Source organism: Aquibacillus salsiterrae (assembly GCF_028416595.1).
GTDB lineage: Bacteria > Bacillota > Bacilli > Bacillales > Amphibacillaceae > Aquibacillus_A > Aquibacillus_A salsiterrae.
Genome location: NZ_JAMQKC010000016.1, coordinates 17,276 through 38,582, shown reverse-complemented (window position 1 = coordinate 38,582; position 21,307 = coordinate 17,276). Strand labels below are relative to the sequence as shown.

The 21,307-nt window shown below is 37.8% G+C and carries 21 protein-coding genes and 1 tRNA gene; 21 read left to right on the top strand and 1 reads right to left on the bottom strand.

What is annotated here, in order from left to right:
• Nucleotides 1–129: 129 nt before the first annotated feature.
• The 19 genes from ispE to NC799_RS13575 all read left to right on the top strand — a co-directional run bounded on the left by ispE (nt 130) and on the right by NC799_RS13575 (nt 20,292).
• Nucleotides 130–999, top strand: a complete 870-nt coding sequence (gene ispE / locus NC799_RS13665) for a 4-(cytidine 5'-diphospho)-2-C-methyl-D-erythritol kinase (RefSeq protein ID WP_272447002.1) — start codon at nt 130–132, stop codon at nt 997–999.
• A gap of 55 nt (nt 1,000–1,054) precedes the next feature.
• Complete coding sequence (gene purR / locus NC799_RS13660; protein ID WP_272447001.1) at nt 1,055–1,882, top strand: pur operon repressor; 828 nt, start codon at nt 1,055–1,057, stop codon at nt 1,880–1,882.
• A 355-nt stretch (nt 1,883–2,237) separates the two neighbouring features.
• Entirely contained in the window at nt 2,238–2,528 is a 291-nt protein-coding gene (spoVG, locus tag NC799_RS13655; protein ID WP_272447000.1) for a septation regulator SpoVG, read from the top strand.
• Nucleotides 2,529–3,014: 486 nt separating this feature from the next.
• Nucleotides 3,015–4,379 (top strand): bifunctional UDP-N-acetylglucosamine diphosphorylase/glucosamine-1-phosphate N-acetyltransferase GlmU, encoded by a 1,365-nt coding sequence (gene glmU, locus NC799_RS13650; RefSeq protein WP_272446999.1) that lies wholly within the window; start codon nt 3,015–3,017, stop codon nt 4,377–4,379.
• Between the two features lie 110 nt (nt 4,380–4,489).
• Nucleotides 4,490–5,443, top strand: coding sequence for a ribose-phosphate diphosphokinase (locus NC799_RS13645; protein ID WP_272446998.1), 954 nt, complete (start codon nt 4,490–4,492; stop codon nt 5,441–5,443).
• A gap of 72 nt (nt 5,444–5,515) precedes the next feature.
• Entirely contained in the window at nt 5,516–6,163 is a 648-nt protein-coding gene (locus NC799_RS13640; RefSeq protein WP_272446997.1) for a 50S ribosomal protein L25/general stress protein Ctc, read from the top strand.
• 246 nt (nt 6,164–6,409) lie between these two features.
• Nucleotides 6,410–6,970 (top strand): aminoacyl-tRNA hydrolase, encoded by a 561-nt coding sequence (gene pth, locus NC799_RS13635; RefSeq protein ID WP_272446996.1) that lies wholly within the window; start codon nt 6,410–6,412, stop codon nt 6,968–6,970.
• A gap of 83 nt (nt 6,971–7,053) precedes the next feature.
• Nucleotides 7,054–7,284, top strand: coding sequence for an anti-sigma-F factor Fin family protein (locus NC799_RS13630; RefSeq protein ID WP_272446995.1), 231 nt, complete (start codon nt 7,054–7,056; stop codon nt 7,282–7,284).
• 160 nt (nt 7,285–7,444) lie between these two features.
• A complete protein-coding gene (gene mfd / locus NC799_RS13625; RefSeq protein WP_272446994.1) occupies nt 7,445–10,978 on the top strand; it encodes a transcription-repair coupling factor in 3,534 nt (1,177 codons plus the stop codon).
• A gap of 154 nt (nt 10,979–11,132) precedes the next feature.
• Nucleotides 11,133–11,669 carry a stage V sporulation protein T gene (spoVT, locus tag NC799_RS13620; RefSeq protein WP_272446993.1) on the top strand — a complete coding sequence of 179 codons (537 nt, stop codon included), beginning with the start codon at nt 11,133–11,135 and terminating at the stop codon, nt 11,667–11,669.
• A 134-nt stretch (nt 11,670–11,803) separates the two neighbouring features.
• Nucleotides 11,804–12,649, top strand: a complete 846-nt coding sequence (gene glcT, locus NC799_RS13615; RefSeq protein ID WP_272446992.1) for a glucose PTS transporter transcription antiterminator GlcT — start codon at nt 11,804–11,806, stop codon at nt 12,647–12,649.
• A 221-nt stretch (nt 12,650–12,870) separates the two neighbouring features.
• Entirely contained in the window at nt 12,871–14,805 is a 1,935-nt protein-coding gene (gene ptsG, locus NC799_RS13610) for a glucose-specific PTS transporter subunit IIBC (RefSeq protein ID WP_272446991.1), read from the top strand.
• A gap of 186 nt (nt 14,806–14,991) precedes the next feature.
• Complete coding sequence (locus NC799_RS13605; RefSeq protein WP_272446990.1) at nt 14,992–16,569, top strand: putative polysaccharide biosynthesis protein; 1,578 nt, start codon at nt 14,992–14,994, stop codon at nt 16,567–16,569.
• 160 nt (nt 16,570–16,729) lie between these two features.
• Nucleotides 16,730–18,184, top strand: coding sequence for a bifunctional methyltransferase/pyrophosphohydrolase YabN (yabN, locus tag NC799_RS13600; RefSeq protein WP_272446989.1), 1,455 nt, complete (start codon nt 16,730–16,732; stop codon nt 18,182–18,184).
• Between the two features lie 26 nt (nt 18,185–18,210).
• Nucleotides 18,211–18,471, top strand: a complete 261-nt coding sequence (locus NC799_RS13595) for an RNA-binding S4 domain-containing protein (protein WP_272446988.1) — start codon at nt 18,211–18,213, stop codon at nt 18,469–18,471.
• A 56-nt stretch (nt 18,472–18,527) separates the two neighbouring features.
• Nucleotides 18,528–18,830 (top strand): sporulation protein YabP, encoded by a 303-nt coding sequence (gene yabP, locus NC799_RS13590; protein WP_272446987.1) that lies wholly within the window; start codon nt 18,528–18,530, stop codon nt 18,828–18,830.
• Entirely contained in the window at nt 18,827–19,426 is a 600-nt protein-coding gene (yabQ, locus tag NC799_RS13585) for a spore cortex biosynthesis protein YabQ (protein ID WP_272446986.1), read from the top strand. The genes yabP and yabQ overlap by 4 nt, the downstream gene beginning before the upstream one ends.
• Nucleotides 19,427–19,434: 8 nt before the next feature.
• Nucleotides 19,435–19,815: an FtsB family cell division protein gene (locus NC799_RS13580; RefSeq protein ID WP_272446985.1), complete on the top strand. Its 381-nt coding sequence runs from the start codon at nt 19,435–19,437 to the stop codon at nt 19,813–19,815.
• A gap of 75 nt (nt 19,816–19,890) precedes the next feature.
• Nucleotides 19,891–20,292: a S1 domain-containing RNA-binding protein gene (locus NC799_RS13575; RefSeq protein ID WP_272446984.1), complete on the top strand. Its 402-nt coding sequence runs from the start codon at nt 19,891–19,893 to the stop codon at nt 20,290–20,292.
• A gap of 120 nt (nt 20,293–20,412) precedes the next feature.
• On the opposite strand, the gene NC799_RS13570 is transcribed toward NC799_RS13575, so the two are convergent.
• Nucleotides 20,413–20,486 (bottom strand) — tRNA-Met (locus tag NC799_RS13570).
• A gap of 84 nt (nt 20,487–20,570) precedes the next feature.
• Here NC799_RS13570 and NC799_RS13565 point away from each other — a divergent pair.
• Together NC799_RS13565 and NC799_RS13560 are read left to right on the top strand one after the other, a co-directional pair.
• On the top strand, nt 20,571–21,149 hold the full coding sequence (locus NC799_RS13565; protein WP_272446983.1) for a histidine phosphatase family protein: 579 nt from the start codon (nt 20,571–20,573) through the stop codon (nt 21,147–21,149).
• A 19-nt stretch (nt 21,150–21,168) separates the two neighbouring features.
• Nucleotides 21,169–21,306, top strand: coding sequence for an NUDIX hydrolase (locus NC799_RS13560; protein WP_272446982.1), 138 nt, complete (start codon nt 21,169–21,171; stop codon nt 21,304–21,306).
• Nucleotide 21,307 lies beyond the last annotated feature (1 nt).

The following is a 21,307-nucleotide window of genomic DNA, read 5'->3' as shown; positions in this document are numbered from 1 at the left end:
TGCTTAGTCCCTTGTGGTCTTACGCCATGTCAGGGATGAGCAAGCTTAAAACATTATCTGTGTCAATTAGCGAACTTGTGCATGTATATGGTAAAATTTATGGGTATATTTTATAAGTAGGTGAACGGGATGTTTGTACTGGAAAAGGCTCCAGCTAAAATAAATTTATCTTTAGATGTGTTGTATAAGCGACCGGATAATTATCATGAAATAGAAATGGTGATGACTACCATTGATTTAGCTGACCGGATTGAACTAATAGGTCTAGACGAAGATCGGATAATTATTGAATCTGAAAATCGATTTGTGCCAAATGATGAACGGAATTTAGCCTATCGAGCTGCTAGATTGCTTAAAACAACGTTAGGAATTAAGCAAGGTGTTAAAATCAAAATTGAGAAATATATTCCTGTTGCAGCCGGCCTTGCGGGAGGTAGTAGTGATGCAGCAGCGACATTAAGAGGCCTTAACAGGCTATGGTCGTTAGGTCTTACTACTAGTCAATTAGCGGAGCTTGGTTCCAAAATAGGATCAGATGTTTCGTTTTGTGTATACAATTCAACTGCTGTAGCTCGTGGTCGGGGTGAACGGATAACTGAACTAAAGGCGCCGCCTGCTTGTTGGGTTGTTCTTGCTAAGCCAGTGATGGGCGTTTCAACACAAACTGTCTATCAAAAGTTGAAATTAGAAAACGTCTCTCATCCAGATACAACCGGAATGATTGAAGCAATCAAGCAAAGTGATTATGAGGCGATGTGTGAACGTATAGGGAATGTACTAGAATCCGTAACATTAAAAGAATATCCCGAAGTGCTACAAATCAAAAAACTTATGGAGCAGTCAGGGGCTGATGCGGTTTTAATGAGTGGTAGTGGCCCAACGGTTTTTTCTATTGTCAGGCAAGAAAGTCGAGCATATAGAATTTACAACAGTTTAAGAGGATTTTGTAACGAGGTTTATATGGTTCGAATGCTTGGCTATCATCAAAATCTTGATTAGACACGTATATAATGTTATATTTGACGAAATAATATTCGGATTTTGAGGTGTAGGAATGAAAAGAAGCGATCGATTGGTAGGAATTACGAACTATTTAATAGAGCACCCTATGGAACTCGTTTCCCTACCTTCTTTTTCAACAATGTACAACGCTGCCAAGTCATCAATAAGTGAGGACTTGACAATTGTTAATAACATGTTCCAACAAGAGGGGATTGGTTACTTAGAATCCGTAGCAGGAGCAGCTGGTGGGGTGAAATATATCCCACACCTTTCCCGTGAAAAATGTAATGAATTTCTTGACCAGTTATGCAATCGTCTCGAAGATTCCAGTCGTCTTTTACCTGGTGGTTATTTGTTCATGAGCGACCTGCTTGGTGAACCGCAAACAGTTCGAGATATCGGGAGATTGTTTGCAACAGCCTTTTCTGATAGAGATATAGATGTTGTTGTGACGGTTGCAACAAAAGGTATTCCGCTTGCCTATTCTGTAGCATCTTTCTTAAACGTGCCTGTCGTGATTGTTAGGCGTGACCCTAAGGTTACTGAAGGGTCTACAGTAAGTATTAATTACGTGTCGGGCTCTTCTAGGAAGATTCAAACGATGGTACTACCGAAAAGGAGTCTACCTGATGGGTCGAAGATTTGTATTATTGATGATTTTATGAAAGCGGGCGGAACAATCAATGGAATGGTAAACCTGTTAAAGGAATTCAATGCTAAGGTAACTGCAATTGGTGTACTTGCAGAAGCTGAAGATGAGGAAGAAGAGCGGGTAGTCGAGCAAGATCAATATTTATCTCTAGTCCGTATCCATAATGTAGATGTAAAAAATAATCAAATCGAAGTAATAAAGGGTAATATTTTAGAAAGTATGGAATGACACGTTTCCTTCCCCGTCAAGAATAACTACCAATTGTTACGCGCTTTTAAAAAATCTTATATCCTGCTGGTAAAAGGCTAAGTGGAAGGGGGATTACATCTATCCTCCTTCTACTTACTGAATAGTGACTGTAGTCAAACTTTGATTTCTCCTCCTATTTCTACTAGCGATCTGTTCACTTTTAACTAAGTAAATAAGTGTAAAAAGGTTTCTTACCCCAATGAACTAACTATTTCCAATAAAAACAACTATTTTACTTAATTTTCAAAAAAATTTATAAAAAAAGAAGGAATTGTGTTTATTTTGTTGAATTTATGGTAATAAGTTCTATTTAGGGAAAAGGTGGTGAGACATAATGGAAGTAACAGATGTTAGATTACGCCGCGTTAATACCGAGGGAAGAATGCGTGCCATTGCTTCTATTACGTTAGATCAGGAGTTTGTTGTCCATGATATACGTGTAATAGATGGCAATAACGGATTGTTTGTAGCGATGCCGTCTAAACGAACTCCAGATGGAGAATTTCGTGACATTGCACACCCAATCAATTCTAATACTCGCTCAAAGATTCAAGATGCAGTATTAGAGGAGTATCATCGCGCAGGGGAAATAGAAGTGGAATTTGAAGAAGCTGGAGCTTCTTAAAAAACACGACAGCAGGGGTCTAATCATAACGATTAGACTTCTTTTTTTTGATAGATAAGAAACCACCATGGCTTTCTGCAGCGACTAGGATGAAAAAAGGATAGCATTTATTAATTTTGAGTATACTGTATTTCCAGTTAAACGGTAACAAAAAACGCTATAGACGCCCGATCGCCCCCTGCTAGCAATCAAACGGTAATCAATTGTGCTCCGCTTCGTAGCCTACCCAAGTCTTCCAAGGCGCGACTTGCGCTTCTTAATAAAGTAATGATATGCAAACTTTGAGATGACAAACTTTTATTGTGAAGTTTTTTTGTACGTCTATTATGGGTGCCTTTTGTTGAAATGGATGTTAGTTTAAGATATATTCATAAATGGATAAAAACTAATGAGCATAATGGCTCGAACAATGACTAATAAATAAACTAGAGAATCATAACAGTAAAAGTGTGAGCCGTAATCAGTCATTCGAACGGAGGTTACTTCATGAGTAAATATGCTGTTGTATTGGCAGCGGGGCAAGGTACACGGATGAAGTCTAAGCTATATAAGGTACTACACCCTGTGATGGGCAAACCAATGGTTCAACATGTTGTGGACCAACTAAAAAAGTTAGAGTTAAAAGAAATCATTACGATTGTTGGCTTTGGGGCTGATAAGGTCCAGGACCAATTAGGTAATGATTCAAGGTTTGTAATCCAAGAAGAGCAGTTAGGTACAGGTCATGCTGTAATGCAGGCAGAAGCAATTTTAGAGGATAAAGACGGAACTACCATTGTTGTATGCGGGGATACCCCACTACTAACAAAGGAGACGTTACAAGCTTTACTTGACCACCATCAAAAAGAAGGGGCAAAGGCGACGATACTGACCGCAAAAGCACAAGATCCAACCGGTTACGGCCGAGTGATACGTGATGAAGCAAATGATGTTGAAAGAATTGTTGAGCACAAAGACGCATCAAGCGATGAACTTACTGTAGATGAGATTAATACAGGAACCTATTGTTTTGACAACAGGCTGTTATTTGAATCATTGAAAAATGTATCGAATGACAATGCACAAGGAGAGTATTACCTTCCAGACGTCATTCACATATTAAGAAACCAAAAACAGAAAATAAGTGCCTTTCAATCCCCAACCTTCGATGAAACGATTGGAGTAAACGACCGTGTAGCACTAAGTGAAGCAGAGCGAATGATGAAAAAAAGAATTAATCAAGCACATATGCGAAACGGTGTAACAATTATCGATCCTGACCATACCTATATTGAGCCAGATGTGACAATCGAACAAGACGTAACAATATATCCCGGCTGTGTTCTTAGTAATGGAACGACCATCAAGGCTGATTCAATCATTGGTCCACACACGGAGATAAGTAATTGTAACGTCGGTATGGAAACGGTTATTAGGCAAAGTGTGGTAAAGGATAGTTATATAGGTAATCGTGTTCAAATTGGCCCCTTTGCCCATGTGCGTCCTGATTCAAACATTGGTGATGAAGTGAAAATTGGTAATTTTGTTGAGATAAAGAAAGCTAGCTTAGAAACAAATAGCAAAGTATCACACTTAAGCTATATTGGCGATGCTGAGGTTGGTAAGCGAGTAAATGTAGGATGTGGCACGATAACGGTTAATTACGATGGAAAAAATAAACATTTAACGAAAATTGAAGATGACGCATTTATCGGTTGTAATTCGAATTTAATTGCACCAGTTACAATTGGAAAGGGTGCCTACGTGGCAGCAGGTTCGACCATTAATGAGGATGTTCCAAACGATGCGTTATCGATTGCAAGGGCAAGACAGATAAATAAAGAAGATTACGCTAAACGAATGAAAAAATAACATATTTGAAAGGCCAACCAAAATAGCAGCATGAAACATGATTGCCGTCCGTTCGTATAACGGACGGCAAATCTAGGAAAAATAACAAAAAATTGATGGAGGGTTACCTGATGTCAACGGGATATAAAGATTCATCTCTGAAAGTTTTTACGCTTAACTCCAACCCTGTCCTTGCAAAAGAAATTGCCGATCAGATAGGAATTGAATTAGGAAAATGCTCTGTTACTTCTTTTAGTGACGGAGAAATTCAAATAAATATAGAGGAAAGTATTAGAGGGTGTGATGTGTATGTCGTTCAATCAACATCAGCACCAGTTAACCAACATATGATGGAACTATTGATTATGATTGATGCACTAAAGCGTGCCTCTGCAAAATCCATCAATATTGTTATGCCTTATTATGGATATGCAAGACAAGATAGAAAGGCAAGAGCAAGAGAGCCTATTACAGCCAAATTGGTTGCTGATTTATTACAAACAGCGGGTGCCTCACGGGTTATTTCTTTAGATTTACACGCACCCCAAATTCAAGGTTTCTTTAATATCCCTGTTGATCAATTAGTTGGGGTACCTATTTTAGCGGATTACTGGGGTAGCAAAGGGTTGGAAGACATTGTTGTTGTTTCACCTGACCATGGTGGGGTAACACGTGCTAGGCAACTGGCAGACCGTCTAAAAGCACCTATAGCCATAATTGATAAGCGTCGTCCAAGACCAAATGTGGCTGAAGTTATGAATATCGTTGGGAATATTGAAGGCAAAACAGCGATTCTCATTGATGACATTATCGATACAGCAGGTACAATAACTCTTGGTGCCAATGCGTTAATTGAAAATGGGGCAACAGAGGTTTATGCTTGCTGTACACACCCAGTATTATCAGGTCCTGCGATTCAACGAATTAATGATTCAAAAATAAAGGAACTAGTAGTCACGAACAGCATTGCATTAAAAGATGAAAAGCGTATTGATAAAGTGACAGAGCTTTCTGTCGCCCCGCTAATTAGTGAAGCAATTATTCGTGTGCATGAATTACAGTCTGTTAGTATCTTATTTGATTAAGCCAATGTTTAAAAATGCCAGTTAAAGGGAATTATAACAAGTAGATTGTTAATTTTCAGGAGGTTGATTAACTTGGCGGTAAAACTTAGGGCAGAAAAGCGAGAGGATTTAAGAAAATCTAATACAAAACAGATTAGACAAGCTGGTTTTATTCCTGCTATTGTTTACGGAAACGACAAGGAACCGAAAACAGTATCGGTAAGTAGCATCGAGTTACTAAAGACAGTTCGTGATGAGGGTAGAAATGCTATTATTGCTTTAGAGGTAGACGGGCAACCTGTTGATGTCATGTTACATGATTACCAAGTTGATCCCCTAAAGGACGAGCTGTTACACGCAGATTTTTATGTTGTAAATATGTCTCGTGAAATGGATGTAGATGTTGCCATTCATCTAGAAGGTGAAGCACAAGGGGCAAAAGACGGTGGTGTGTTACAGCAGCCATTGCATGACCTTGCTGTTCGCGCGAAGCCGGCTGATATACCAGAGCACATTTCGGTAGATATCTCTAAGTTGGATATCGGTGATAGTATCACAGTTGCTGATTTAAAAGGTAGTAATTTGTATGAAATTCTTGCCGATGATGAAACAGTTATTGTGAGCATCCTTCCTCCACAAGCTGAAGCGAAAGAAGAAGAGGCAGATTCAGAAGAAGGTAATGAAGCAGAAACAGGACAAGAAAACGAAGAAGCAGCAGAAGGAACAGAAGATAATCAATAATGAAGGAGATGCAACTTTTCTAAGTTGCGTCTTTTTTGCTGAAATAGAAAGGATGAAAAATCCAAACATGGATAACATTCAGTTATCAAGTCCGAATGTAAGCTTAATTCGGTTTGAAGACTCGCTTTTAAAGTCATGTATTTGAATACATTAGACTTAGAAGCTCTTTTCTAAATAAGATAGCTTTATTTTTCCAAACAAACCAAGTACAATAGGGAAAGTAACTAACAGAAAGGGTATTAATATATGAAATGTATAGTTGGACTTGGTAATCCTGGTAAACGATATGAGGCAACTAGACATAATATAGGTTTCATGATCGTTGATGAATTAGCAAGCAGACATAATTGGCGTTTAAATAAGACAAAATTCCACGGTAATTTTTCCATTGAAACAATGGAACAAGAAAAAATTATTTTATTAGAACCTCAAACCTATATGAATCTTTCGGGTGAATCATTAAAACCATTAATGGACTTTTACAACCTCTCAACCAAAGATATTCTTGTCATTTATGATGACTTGGACTTACCTCCTGGTAAAATTCGTTTGCGTGAAAAAGGTGGTCATGGTGGCCATAATGGGATTAGATCAATAATTGACCAATTAGGAACGAAAGAATTCAGACGAATTAGAGTTGGAATCGGTCGACCTACTACACCAATACCAGTTCCGGACTATGTATTAGGAAAGTTCGCTGAAACTGAATTAGAAGATGTAAAAACAAGTATTGAGCGAGCTGCGAACGCTTGTGAAGCATGGTTTAGAAAGCCTTTTCAAGAGGTTATGAATGAATTTAATCAATAAATCATAAAATTAATAATAGTATAAATACATCCTCTAGCGGGCAAACTATAACTATTATAGTTCCCTTTTAGGAGGAGATATAGATGGCGATTGTGTACACCTGCAATCATTGCAATAATGTGGTTGGCAAGTTAGATCAAGAAATCGTTGATACACAAAGCTTGGGATGGAATGAGTTATCTGCGGAAGATAGAAATGCACTGATAGAATACCAAGCAAATGGTGATGTAAAGATTAAAACAATTTGTGAAGATTGCCAGGAATCATTAGAGAAGAATCCTGCATATCACGAGCTAGATAATTTCATACAGTAGTAATGCAATAAACAAGCTTTGGTTAACAACCAAGGCGTTTTTGCACTATTATCAGATAGTTAGTAAATTCCTTGGAAAACTAGAGTTAACTTAAACTCTATTACAATAAATAGGAATGATACATGAAGCAGGTGCATGGGCTGAATTAAGGGGAGGCATTATGAAGGGAATTAAACACTACTTAAAATCACAAGACGATATTTATTCAGTTCTTAGCGGCTTTACCTCTGGCATTAAAGAACAATTGGTTGCAGGATTATCTGGTTCTGCTAGGGGAATGCTTGCGTCTATAATTAACGAATCATTAAATAAACCAATGCTTTTGGTGACACATCAATTAATGCAAGCACAACAGCTTTACGAAGACTTAATTGAAATTTCAGACGAGAAGAATATCTTCCTTTATCCTGTTAACGAGTTAGTTGCATCTGAAATAGCAATTGCTAGTCCGGAGTTGAAAAGTCAACGGATTGATTCATTAACGAAATGGTTAAAGCAAGAAAACGGAATCATGATTGCACCAGTTGCAGCGTTAAAGCGAATTCTTCCTCCTTTAACCTATTGGGAAAGATATCAACTAGATTTCAAGATTGGGGAAGACATTGCTATTGACTCATATTTAAAGTCTCTAGTTGAGATGGGCTATGAACGAGTAGATATGGTTGCAACGCCTGGTGAATTTAGTGTTCGTGGGGGAATCATTGACATCTATCCAATTACAGAGTTACATCCTGTCCGAATCGAACTTTTCGATGACCAAGTTGATTCGATCCGCTTCTTTGATTCGGAAACGCAGCGTTCTCTAGATAAAACAGACCAAATCAACATATATCCGGCAACAGAACTGTTACTCTCACCTGAGGATATTGTTCGAGGAGCACAACGATTAGAGTCTGAACTTGCTACATCACTAAAAAAATTAAAAAATAAAGATGATAAAGAAAGACTTACGGATAATATTAGCTATGATATTGAAAGGCTACAGCAGCAGGAAAGATTCCAAGAAATGTATAAGTATGCCTTCTACTATTATGAGGAGCCTAGTAGTTTATTAGATTATCTACCAAAAGACGGCCTTCTTATTCTTGATGAAATGAGTCGAATTCAGGAAACAGCTATTCGTTTAGACGAAGAAGAGGCAGAATGGTATAACAGTGTATTAGAATCTAGCCAAATGGTAAGGGATATATCCATTTCTTATGATTGGCATGATGTGTGGGCAAAAATGAAACATCCAAGATTATATTTATCTGTGTTTCTTAGACATATCCCCAATACTAACCCACAAAACATTGTCAATATGTCCTGTCGTACGATGCAGCAGTTTCATGGCCAAATGAATCTATTACAAAATGAGATGTCAAGATGGGCAAAAGCAGGTAATTCCGTTCTTATTTTTGCACCTGATGAAAAAAGAGCAGAAAAAATCCAATTAGTGTTAGAAGATTATCAGATGGAATTAAACATAGCCTTACATGATGTCACATTACCTGTTCAAAAGCCGACTATTGTGATTGGTAATGTTAGTAGCGGCTTTGAGCTTCCGCTTCATAAGCTAGTTATTTTAACAGAGAATGAATTATTTAAGAAGAAAACGTCACGACCAAAGCGGAAGCAAAAAATATCAAATGCAGAAAGAATAAAAAGCTATCAAGAATTAAAGGTTGGTGATTATGTAGTACACGCCAACCACGGGATTAGTAAATATTTGGGAATAGAAACACTCGAGGTTAATGGACTACACAAAGACTTTATGCTGTTAAAGTATTCTGGTGATGATAAGCTTTATGTACCAATTGATCAAATTGATCTTGTGCAAAAGTATGTAGGATCAGAAGGAAAAGAGCCGAAACTATATAAACTTGGTGGTACGGAATGGAAAAAAGTTAAAAGCAAGGTCCAATCCTCTGTCGAAGACATTGCTGATGATTTAATCAAGTTATATGCGGAAAGAGAAGCGGCAAAAGGATATGCCTTCAAAGAAGACACGTTAATGCAGCGTGAATTTGAAGATTCATTTCCATACCAGGAGACAGAGGACCAACTACGCTGTATCGAAGAAATTAAAAAGGATATGGAAAGTCCAAAGCCAATGGACAGGTTGCTATGTGGCGATGTTGGATATGGGAAAACAGAAGTGGCGATTCGTGCTGCATTTAAAGCTATTGCTGATGGGAAACAAGTGGCCATTCTCGTCCCGACTACCATCCTTGCCCAACAGCATTATCAAACCATTTTAGAACGGTTCCAGGAATTTCCAATAACTGTTGGGTTGCTAAGTAGATTCAGAACAAGAAAACAACAAAAGGAGACACTAAAGGGATTAGAAAAGGGTACTGTCGATATTGTTATAGGTACACATCGTCTGTTATCTAAAGATGTTCAATATAAAGAACTTGGTCTTTTGATTGTTGATGAAGAACAACGATTTGGTGTCAAACATAAAGAAAAGTTAAAACAATTGAAGACAAATGTTGATGTGTTAACCTTAACGGCTACCCCTATTCCGCGTACGCTACACATGTCAATGCTTGGTGTCAGAGACCTATCAGTCATTGAAACACCACCTGAAAATCGATTTCCAATTCAAACCTATGTATTGGAGTACAATCCTGTTTTCTTAAGAGAAGCAATCGAAAGAGAAATGGCACGGGGAGGCCAAGTTTTCTTCCTCTTTAACCAAGTCAATAATATCGAACGAATGAGTCAAGAGATTTCAGCACTCGTGGATGAAGCCCGTGTCACGTTTGCGCATGGCCAAATGACAGAGTCAGAGCTGGAAAATGTAATGCTTTCGTTCATCGAGGGTGAGTATGACGTACTAGTCAGTACGACAATTATCGAAACAGGTGTAGACATTCCGAATGTTAATACATTGATTGTCTATGATGCAGACCGAATGGGACTGAGTCAACTTTATCAGTTGCGTGGCCGGGTTGGTAGATCGAACCGTGTTGCCTATGCGTATTTTACGTATCAAAAAGATAAAGTACTAACTGAAGTTGCGGAAAAAAGGCTACAGGCGATTAAAGAGTTTACTGAGCTTGGGTCTGGCTTTAAAATAGCAATGCGGGATTTAAGCATTCGGGGCGCCGGGAATCTGTTAGGTGCTCAACAACACGGGTTTATTGATTCAGTTGGTTTTGATATGTATTCGAAAATGTTAAAGGATGCTATAGATGCAAGAAAAGCTGGCAAAACACAAACAGAAATAAAACAATCTGATGTGGAACTAAATGTGGAGCTTGATGCATACATTCCTGAAAGCTATATTTCTGATGGGAAACAAAAGATTGATATGTACAAACGGTTTCAATCGATTGATTCTGAAGAGGATATTCATGATTTACGTGATGAGATGGTTGACCGCTTTGGTGACTATCCGACAGAAGTGGAGAATTTGTTCCATGTATCTTCCTTAAAGGTTGCGGCTAAACGAGAACGGATTGAAACAGTTGTCGAAAAGAAACGAAAAATGGAAATTGTCATGGAAGAAGAAGCGAGCCAAAGTATTGATGGTGCAAAACTGTTTGAATATGCAAATGAATATAACCGCATTATCCAGTTAGGTACGGAAAACCGTAAATTAAAAGTAGTATTTAATTGGGATAAAAAAACGTATCCAAAACGCTATGAATTTGTTCAGGAGTTTATCCATTCCTTGAGGGATATGAAGCGAGTTCCAGTTGCTTAAAGAATAGGTTGTAAAGGGAAAATCTGCGAATAAATGTATAGAACTGTGAGTCTTACCCATACTAATACCCACAACTGGTTATTTCTGCTTACTAATAACATTCGTGGAAAGGTAACCAGGAAAAATCATCAAAGAAAGTGAGGCTACGCAGTTAATGAAAGCAACAGGAATAGTACGTCGAATTGATGATTTAGGAAGAGTTGTTATACCAAAAGAAATAAGAAGAACATTGCGCATTCGTGAAGGAGACCCACTCGAAATCTTTGTTGATCGCGAAGGAGAAGTGATTTTAAAGAAATATTCTCCGATTAGTGAACTAGGTGATTTTGCAAAAGAATACGCGGATGCATTATTTGATTCACTCGGATATCCAGTGTTAATAAGCGACCGTGATGAATTTATTGCGGTAGCGGGTGAATCCAAAAAAGAATACTTAGGAAGAAATATAGGTAAGCAAATAGAAAAAGCGATGGACGAACGTTCAGCAATTTTTGAATCAGAAGAATCTTCCATTGAAATCGTTGGAGATGTGGAAGAAAGTATTGCTTCCTATGTACTTAGTCCAATTATCGCAAATGGAGATCCAATCGGGTGTGTACTCATCATGTCTAAAGACGGGAAAGAGTTGGGTCCGGTGGAACAAAAGTCGGTTGAGACTGCTGCAAGTTTTTTAGCGCGACAAATGGAGTAAAAGCGAGTAAAAGACTGACCATGTTTAAGGCGAAGCTTAATGTGGTCAGTTTTCTCATGGTTTCATGTTATATTTAGGTTATCTGTGGTAGGTAAAGTGGTAAAAGAGGTAGAATAGGAAGAGGATTGGGGAAAATGGATCAAAGGCTTACAGTAAAAAAAGTGCTAAATAATAATGTGTTAATTGCTGAACACCCAACATATAAGGAAGTAGTGTTGATTGGTAAAGGAATTGGCTTTAATCAACGAAAAGGGAATAAGGTATCCTTTAATGAAGCGGATAAGACTTTCCTGTTAACGAATGAAAGGGAAAGAGAAAAGTATGTCGAGTTGTTGTCGACTATTGATAAAGACTTAATGGATTTTATAAATGATATAATTATTTTTATTGAAGAACAGATGGGGCAGAAACTAAAAGAAAATATTCACGTTGCTTTAACAGACCACTTATCCTTTGCCATCCACCGCGCACAAAAAGAAATGTCGTTTCATAATCCCTTTTTATTAGAAATTGAATCATTGTACCCTAGGGAATTTTATGTTGCGATTGAAGTAGTCAAAAAGATAAAAGACAGACTCGGTGTAAATTTTCCAAAAGGCGAGATTGGATTTATTACACTCCACATTCACAGTGCCGTTTCCAGTAAATCACTATCGGAATTAAACAAACACAACCAATTAATTGCAAATTTAATAGGGATAATTGAGGAAAGTTTAAAAATCGAGCTCCAATATGACCGGGTAAACTTTAATCGGTTGGTTCAACATTTACACCGTGCCGTTTACCGGATAGATAAAGGAGAATCATTAGGTGAACAAAAGAATTTAGCAATAATGTTGAAAGATGCGTACCCGGTATGTTATACTCTTGCCTGGAAGTTAGTTAAAGTAATGCAAAAACAACTTAATAGACCAGTCGATGAGTCGGAGGCGCTATACTTAACGATTCATTTACAGCGACTAACAAATACGTGTAACTGATACGATCAGGCATGAGTATGACAGGATTTAGTTTAATGGGTATCTACCCGTTTCACTAAACTCTGTTTTACTCATGCCTTTTTTGTTCTCGTCTTAAAAGACTCAATCTTAAGTGGCTGGCTATAGAAAAGGAAATAACCCATGTGCTGTCTAGCTTCAGCGTCTGCGTTTTTCTTGTGTTACTTTGATTGGCAAAAAATTTAATTTAGGGGGAAAAATAGATGTTTAAACAAGCATTTGGTTTGTTGCAACGGATTGGGCGTGCTTTAATGCTCCCAGTTTCTGTTTTACCAGCTGCGGGTCTATTGCTCGGGCTAGGTAACGAAAATGTTCTTGATATCGCTGTAATGGAGCAAGCTGGTGGAATTATTTTTGCTAATTTACCATTACTGTTTGCGATTGGTGTTGCGATTGGTTTATCAGATGGAGATGGTGTTGCAGGTCTTGCATCAGTTATTGGTTTTTTAACGATGAATGTAACACTTGGAATTATTGCTGAAGCAAGAGGCGTTGAAACGATTGAAATGTTGGGGATGACAACCTTACAAATGGGTGTGTTTGGCGGTATCATCATGGGTATTGTTGCCTCCATCCTATACAGGCGATTTTACAATATAGAATTACCTAGGTTCTTAGGGTTCTTTGCTGGAAAGCGCTTTGTGCCAATTATTACGGCAGCCACTGGTGTAGTCTTAGGGATGATCTTTGTCTTTATTTGGCCACCAATCCAGAACGTAATTGATTATTTCTCTGTCCTTGCAACGGAAACAAATACTACGGTTGCAGCGTTTATCTTTGGATTTGGTCAACGTATTCTTATTCCATTTGGATTGCACCATATTTTCTACCAACCGTTCTGGTATGAATTCGGTTCCTTTGTTAATGATGCAGGTGAGACTGTAAAGGGAGATATGACTCGTTATTTTGCAGGAGACCCAACTGCAGGTACATTCATGGCTGGATTATTCCCGTTTATGTTATTTGGATTGCCAGCTGCAGCTTTAGCAATCTATCATGAAGCGCATCCAGAAAACAAAGCAAAGGTTGCAGGGATTATGGGATCTGCTGCCCTTACATCGTTTTTAACAGGGATAACTGAACCAATTGAATTTGCTTTTCTATTTGTTGCGCCAGTATTATTCTTAATTCACGCTGTGTTCGCGGGATTATCGTTTGTAGTGATGGACTTATTGAATGTGAAAGCAGGATTTACTTTTTCAGGTGGATTCATTGACTATGTACTATATTGGGGATTGTCGACTAATGCGTGGATAATCATACCGGTTGGTTTGGTTTTTGCTGCGCTTTACTATTTTGGTTTCCGTTTTGCGATAAGAAAATGGAATTTAGCAACCCCTGGTCGCGAAGACAACAGTGATGATCAGGTAGCGGAAGAAAGTAAAGATGTTGGTGAGTTGCCTTTTGATATATTAGAAAGTCTAGGTGGAAAGGAAAACATTACCCATTTAGATGCTTGTATTACAAGGCTACGCGTCTCCGTTCATGATAAAAACAATGTCGATAAGAATCGTCTGAAGAGGTTAGGTGCTTCTGGTGTAATGGAAGTGGGAAATAATATTCAAGCCATTTTCGGACCGCAATCCGACTCGATAAAAGGTCAAATACAAGATATTATCAGTGGTAAAACCCCAAGGAAAACAGATGAAAAGGTGAATCAACCAGTTACTAGTTCGTTTACTAGTGAACTTAATTTTACAAGTCCGATTACTGGTCAATTAGTATCACTTAGTGAAGTACCAGATCAAGTATTTTCTCAAAAAATGATGGGTGATGGATTCGCTATTAAGCCAGAGGAAGGTAAGATTGTTTCACCTGTTAATGGTAAGGTTTTAAATATCTTTCCTACAAAGCACGCAATTGGAATCCAGGCCGAAAACGGTATGGAAATCTTAATTCATATAGGTTTAGATACTGTTAATTTAAAAGGAGAAGGTTTCCAATCAAAAATCAATGAGGGCCAAACGGTCAAACAAGGTGACGTAATCATGGATGTCGACTTAGAGTATATCGAAAAGCATGCTAAATCGACGATAACACCAATCATCTTTACGAACCTACAGGAAGGTACGACTGTTAATCTTCTTGCACCAGGGAAGGTTAATAAAGGAGATTCATCCATAATAGAAATTAAATAACTGAACAACGAGAAGGCTGTGTCTAATTAATTTTAGACAACAGCCTTCTTTTTAAAAGGATAAAAAAAGAATTCAAGCTCCTAAACAGGTATCAACAGACTGAGATTGAATAGAAGAGAACGTGAAGATGATGCAGTGTAGCACCATATGATATAATTGGCGATGATATAAGAAGGAGTCGTTTTCATGGGTGATGAGCAAACAACAAGGCAGTTATATAAAGGAGCTTTGTTACTTACATTCTCTGGACTAATTAGCAAAATACTCAGTGCTGGATACCGGATTCCACTACAAAATATTACAGGGGATCTGGGTTTTTACATTTATCAGCAAATTTATCCGTTTCTTGGCTTTGCTATTATCTTATCACTTTATGGTTTCCCAACAGCTATTTCAAAGCTTGTAGCAGAAAGGCAAGAGGAAGGGAAGTTTTTATCGTTTAAGGGCTTTTATATTCCGCTTTTGTGCTTACTATTGCTAATCAATCTTGCTTTCTTTTCGGGAATCTATTTTTCTAGTCATTCGATTGCCGTGTGGATGGGCGATCGTAACTTGCAGCCATCCATCCAGGCATGTGCCTATCTCTTTTTAATCATCCCATTTACGTCGCTGCTTAGGGGAACTTTCCAAGGGATACACAATATGAGGCCTACTGCTATTTCGCAAGTTGTTGAGCAACTAGCTAGAGTTAGTGTAATTTTATTAGTTGCGATTACGATTGTTTGGAAAGGGAAAGATGTATATAGTATTGGTATTGGTGCTGCGTATGGGAGCATGATAGGTGCAGCATTAGCGACCTGTGTATTAGTAGTTATCTGGGTACGGCAAAATCAATACGAGCAAAAAATTGTTAAACCCGATTGGGTCGAATTTGGTAAGACAATATTGCTATATGGGACAATAATCAGTGTCAATCATATGTTACTTTTGCTTTTACAATTGGCGGATGCTTTTACGTTGGTACCAAATCTTGTAGAAAGTGGTCTAAGTTCCCTTGAGGCAAGAAAATGGAAAGGCGTGTATGACCGCGGCTTTCCCCTTGTTCAATTAGGAACGGTCGTCGGGTCTTCTTTAGCACTTGCTTTAGTTCCGTCGATTACTAAGCACCGATTAGAACGTAATCCTCCATCCTTTTATCTACATATTCAAAGTGCGTTAAAATTTAGTTTATTTTTATCTGCTGGTGCAACGATTGGATTAGTAGGCTTGTTCCCATATATAAACGTTTTATTATACCAGAACGAGGCTGGAACGAATAGTTTGAGGGTGTTAGCCTTTGCTATCTTGTTTACATCCTTAATTACAACTGTTGCAACAGTATTACAAGGACTTGGCTTTATCTACTTAACTGCTTGTTTTATTTTGCTTGGTATTGGACTAAAATGGGGGTTAAATGAACTATTAATTCCGATTTATGGTATTACCGGTAGTGCGCTAGCAACGGTCATTTCATTATTTCTTGTTCTAATCGTAAATATTTATTCGCTAAGTAAAAAACTACCAAAGTGGAAAGGTAGTACCTTTCCACTTCTCGCGTTTGGTATTGCTTCGGTAAGTCTTAGTTTATTTCTATGGATCAGTAATAATTATCTATTTGATTTGTTAAATGTCCATACACGTATAGCGTATTTTTGGCTAGTGATAGCATGTACGATCTTCGGGGCTGCCCTTTATCTTGTTGTCTTTATTCGTTGTGATGGCTTTACGGATGAAGAATTAAACGCCTTACCATTTAGCGATTTGTTTCAAGATAAGAAAGTATAGAAAGATCGATGAGCTGTCTAGCTCTGGCGCAGAATCGAGGTTGAATTCGGACAGGAAAGAGCGAATTTCCCGCTCCCCCAGCCATTACAAGGCTTGGCCTTAAGCTTGCCTTAGGCTGGGCAAGGCGCGACTTGCGCTTTTCTTAAAGGAGGAATAAATTGTGAAAAGTGTCATTGAAGTAATTGGGCTTGGAGCAAGTGATATGGAGCAACTCCCACTTGGCATTTATCGTAAGCTTCTTCAGGAAAATCAATCTATTTTCGTGCGAACAATAGACCATCCAGTTGTTCAGTCTCTTCAAGCGGAAGGTGTTTCTTTTCTTTCTTTTGATGATATATATGAAAAACACGAGCAGTTTGAACAAGTGTATGAAGAAATTGTTGAACGATTAATTACAGAGGGGAAGAAGCAAGCGAAGGTAGTCTATGCAGTACCAGGACATCCTATGCTAGCTGAACGAACAGTTCAACTTTTGTTAGAAAACAAGGAGATCGATACAAAAATCATTGGCGGGCAAAGTTATCTCGATGCAACTTTTACTGCTTTACAAATTGATCCGATTGAAGGGTTTCAATTTATTGACGGGACTAGTTTTACACGAGACCAACTTGACTATCGCCACCATCTGCTCTTTTGTCAGGTGTACGATCGCTTTCTCGCTTCAGAAGTTAAGCTTACCCTTTTAGAAGACTTACCCGAAAATCATCCAGTAACTGTAGTCGAAGCGGTAGGAAGTAAAGATGAAAAATTGACTACCATTCCATTAGTCGAGCTAGATCAAACGGTTGAATTGAGTAACTTAACGAGTGTCTACGTTAAACCAACTGATAAAGAACAGTTAAATCACCATTTTTTCCGCTTACGAGAAGTTATTGCTAAGCTTCGTAGTCCGGATGGATGCCCATGGGATAAAAAACAAACCCACCAATCGTTGCGCAAGTATTTAATTGAAGAAACCTATGAATTTATCGAGGCAGTTGACAATCTAGATGATGTGGCAATGGTTGAAGAAATAGGTGATGTCTTATTACAAGTAATGCTTCATAGCCAAATTGGTGAGGATGAAGGCTTTTTTACAATTGATGACGTGATTAAAACACTGACAGATAAAATGGTGCGCAGGCATCCCCACGTATTTGATACGGTTAAAGTTAACGATAAGCATGACGTCGTTAAAAATTGGAATGAAATAAAGAAGGAAGAAAAACCTACCCAAGAAACAGCATTGCTTGATCAGATTAACCCTTCGCAACCACAATTGCTAATTGCAGAAGAGATACAAAAAAAAGCAGCAACAGTTGGTTTTGATTGGGATGATGTCTTCCCGATTTTTGAAAAAATCAAGGAAGAAATGGATGAAGTATGGCAAGCGATCGAAGAAGAACCAAATAAGCTAGAAGGGGAAATCGGGGATTTATTATTTGCGGTAGTTAACCTTGCGAGATATTATAAAATTAATCCAGAACTAGCTATATTTCAAACAAACAATAAATTTCGTACTAGATTTCAATATATTGAAATGAAGGTTAAAGAGAGTGATCGTTCTCTCGAAGAAATGTCATTAGATGAATTGGATCACTTGTGGAATGAAGCAAAACAAATAGAAGATAAGTAGAATTTGAAAAGGATGTGTTTTAACGGATGCGACTTGATAAATTTTTGAAAATATCTAGACTAATTAAACGAAGAACATTAGCCAAGGAAATTGCTGATCAGGGGAGAATATCCATCAATGGAAACACTGCCAAGGCAGCTTCTACTGTAGCTGTTGGTGACATTTTAACAATCAGATTTGGGCAAAAACTATTAACGATTGAAGTAGCATCGTTACGAGAGATTGTAAAAAAAGACGAGGCAGTCCAACTTTATACAATCAAAAAAGAAGAACAAATAACACAATAACGTTCTAAACTTGTCCCTCCCTTCATAAATTATAAATGATAAGGGAGGGCTATTTAATGAATAATTATTATGAAAGAAACGCAACTATAGGTCCACAAACAGAACATCATATAACAATGAAAAACCGAAAGTTATTGGAAATTAGTGGTGTCAAGGAAGTTGATAGTTTTGATAATGAGGAATTTCTTCTACAAACGGTGATGGGGTATTTAATTGTCCGCGGTGAGAATCTGCAAATGAAGAACCTTGATGTTGAACAAGGTAATGTATCAATAAAAGGAAAAATATATGAGCTTTCTTACTTAGATGACCAACATGGGGAGAAAGCTAAAGGATTCTTTAGCAAGTTGTTTAAATGACACTAAGCACGCAATTTCTTACGATTATATCCATGATAGCTGGCGGGGTTTATTTGGGGGCAGCAATGGATACATTTCGTAGGTTCGAACCGTTATGGAAAAAAAGAAAAATCTTTGCTTTTTCATTGGAAATCCTATTCTGGTTGTTACAAGCATTGATTTTATTTTATGTCTTATACTTGATTAATCAAGGTGAGCTTCGGTTTTACATTCTATTGGCACTTATTTGTGGATTTGCGATGTACAAAAGCTTATTTAATCAGCTTTATCTCCGAATTCTTGAATGGGTGATTAATGCAATTGTTTCTATTTATCACTTTTTATATCGGCTACTTGAATTGTTTATTATTCAGCCAATTAAATTCCTATTTAAATTAATCATCTCTGTACTTCTATCAATCTGGGGAATCATACTTTGGTTGCTAATTATAGCAGTTAAAATCGTATGGTATCCAATTTCGTTTGTTTTTAAAATTATTTGGCGCCTCTTGCCGCAAAATGCGAAAAAATACATCATCCACCTGGGAGGATTTTATAGTAAAATAAAGAATAGAGTAGTTAAATGGTGGAATAAATTTCGTAATAGAAAGGGGTAAGCCGGTCGGTGACTAGGAAAGAACGCAAAGTGGCAAAAATAGACTCATCATATATGGATCAATACGATGCATACATGCAAAGACAACTTAAGAAAAAGAAACGTTTACTTCGCCGTCTGGTACTGTTTTCTTTCATTGTGTTTCTTACAATAGGCAGTATTACGACGTATCATTTGAAACAACGAAACCTCTATGCGGATAAACAGGGGCAGTATGAATCTTTACAAAAGGAATTGGCTGTTCTTAAAAGTGAGGAAAAGGATTTACAGGAAGAAGTGAAGCTCCTTAATGATGAGGAGTATGTCCTACAAATTGCGAAAACAAATTACTTTTTCACGGAAAAAGGAGAAATTGTCTTCAAACTTCCAGATGAGGACCCGTCATATTGACACATTTTTTGATGCTTATATATAATATATGAGTATGATATCTTTTTTCAAAATTTAAGGAGGAGCATTTTTTTTATGTCAATCGAAGTAGGCAGCAAGTTGCAGGGTAAGGTAACAGGGATCACTAATTTTGGAGCTTTTGTTGAACTTCCAGGTGGTTCTACAGGATTAGTTCATATTAGTGAGGTTGCCGATAACTATGTAAAAGACATTAATGACCATTTATCAGTTGGTGATGAAGTAACTGTTAAAGTTGTTAATGTGGAAAATGATGGAAAAATAGGTTTATCTATCAAGAAGGCAAAAGATAATCCACCACCAGCGCGCCGCAAACCTCATGTTAAGAATAACCGTGATCATACTGAGTCTTTTGAAGCGAAAATGAATAAGTTTTTGAAAGACTCTGAGGACCGTTTAGCTTCACTTAGAAAGAATACTGAATCTAAACGCGGAGGTCGAGGTGCTAAAAAAGGATAACTTGCTGTCTATACCGAAAGTGTCAAGAAGAATGCTAAAACTAGACTATACAGAAAAAAGCTGATTCTTAAGGGATCAGCTTTTTTAGAAGATTAGAAAAAATCCAAGAGCTTTTCTTAATAGCGGCGGAGGGAGTCGAACCCACGACCTCACGGGTATGAACCGTACGCTCTAGCCAGCTGAGCTACGCCGCCAAGTATTTCTAAATGCACAAATGATATAATACAATAGTGAATGGCAAGTGTCAATAGTATGGTTTTAATAGGGGGGCCAAATAAATGATATGTTTAATTCGCCATGGCGAAACAGATTGGAATCTTAATGAAAAATTACAGGGAAAGACAGATATTCCATTGAATGAAACTGGTAGACAACAGGCTAGAGAATGTCGTGACTATTTTAAGGACACCGAATGGGATGTCCTTGTCACTAGTCCATTAAGAAGGGCAAAGGAGACAGCTGAAATCATTAATGAAGGAGTACATGTACCACTGGTGGAGATGGAACAATTGAAAGAGTGGTCATTTGGTAAAGCAGAAGGGACTACTAAAGAGGAACGAGACCGACTATATCCAGACAAACGGTACCCAGGTGCAGAAACAAAGGGACAAGTTTTGGAACGGGTGATGGAAGGGATGAAACAGATTGTTGATCAATACAGCAATAAAAAAGTGTTAGTTGTTGCTCATGGTGCGGTAATCAGCTTAATCCTTGAAACCATTTCAGATGGGCAGATTGCTTCTAAACAGACAAGATTATTAAATGCATGTCTCAATCATGTCGAACATATAGATGGGAACTGGAAAATACATAAGTATAATGATGTTAGCCATTTATCACCAGTAAGCAATGAGTAATCAAGACTGGGGGACAGTAATGATAGAACAACTCGACATTTTTGATCATAATAAAAAACATATTGGTAAGGCGAATAGGGAAGATGCACATCGATTAGGGTTATGGCACCAAACGTTTCAATGCTGGATAGTTATAAAAGAACAGGAGCAAGTATAAC

Coding starts and splice junctions, on each gene's coding strand:
- ispE (WP_272447002.1), top strand. CDS start 130: ATGTTTGTACTGGAAAAGGCTCCAGCTAAAATAAATTTATCTTTAGAT.
- purR (WP_272447001.1), top strand. CDS start 1,055: ATGAAAAGAAGCGATCGATTGGTAGGAATTACGAACTATTTAATAGAG.
- spoVG (WP_272447000.1), top strand. CDS start 2,238: ATGGAAGTAACAGATGTTAGATTACGCCGCGTTAATACCGAGGGAAGA.
- glmU (WP_272446999.1), top strand. CDS start 3,015: ATGAGTAAATATGCTGTTGTATTGGCAGCGGGGCAAGGTACACGGATG.
- NC799_RS13645 (WP_272446998.1), top strand. CDS start 4,490: ATGTCAACGGGATATAAAGATTCATCTCTGAAAGTTTTTACGCTTAAC.
- pth (WP_272446996.1), top strand. CDS start 6,410: ATGAAATGTATAGTTGGACTTGGTAATCCTGGTAAACGATATGAGGCA.
- NC799_RS13630 (WP_272446995.1), top strand. CDS start 7,054: ATGGCGATTGTGTACACCTGCAATCATTGCAATAATGTGGTTGGCAAG.
- mfd (WP_272446994.1), top strand. CDS start 7,445: ATGAAGGGAATTAAACACTACTTAAAATCACAAGACGATATTTATTCA.
- spoVT (WP_272446993.1), top strand. CDS start 11,133: ATGAAAGCAACAGGAATAGTACGTCGAATTGATGATTTAGGAAGAGTT.
- glcT (WP_272446992.1), top strand. CDS start 11,804: ATGGATCAAAGGCTTACAGTAAAAAAAGTGCTAAATAATAATGTGTTA.
- ptsG (WP_272446991.1), top strand. CDS start 12,871: ATGTTTAAACAAGCATTTGGTTTGTTGCAACGGATTGGGCGTGCTTTA.
- NC799_RS13605 (WP_272446990.1), top strand. CDS start 14,992: ATGGGTGATGAGCAAACAACAAGGCAGTTATATAAAGGAGCTTTGTTA.
- NC799_RS13595 (WP_272446988.1), top strand. CDS start 18,211: ATGCGACTTGATAAATTTTTGAAAATATCTAGACTAATTAAACGAAGA.
- yabP (WP_272446987.1), top strand. CDS start 18,528: ATGAATAATTATTATGAAAGAAACGCAACTATAGGTCCACAAACAGAA.
- yabQ (WP_272446986.1), top strand. CDS start 18,827: ATGACACTAAGCACGCAATTTCTTACGATTATATCCATGATAGCTGGC.
- NC799_RS13575 (WP_272446984.1), top strand. CDS start 19,891: ATGTCAATCGAAGTAGGCAGCAAGTTGCAGGGTAAGGTAACAGGGATC.
- NC799_RS13565 (WP_272446983.1), top strand. CDS start 20,571: ATGATATGTTTAATTCGCCATGGCGAAACAGATTGGAATCTTAATGAA.
- NC799_RS13560 (WP_272446982.1), top strand. CDS start 21,169: ATGATAGAACAACTCGACATTTTTGATCATAATAAAAAACATATTGGT.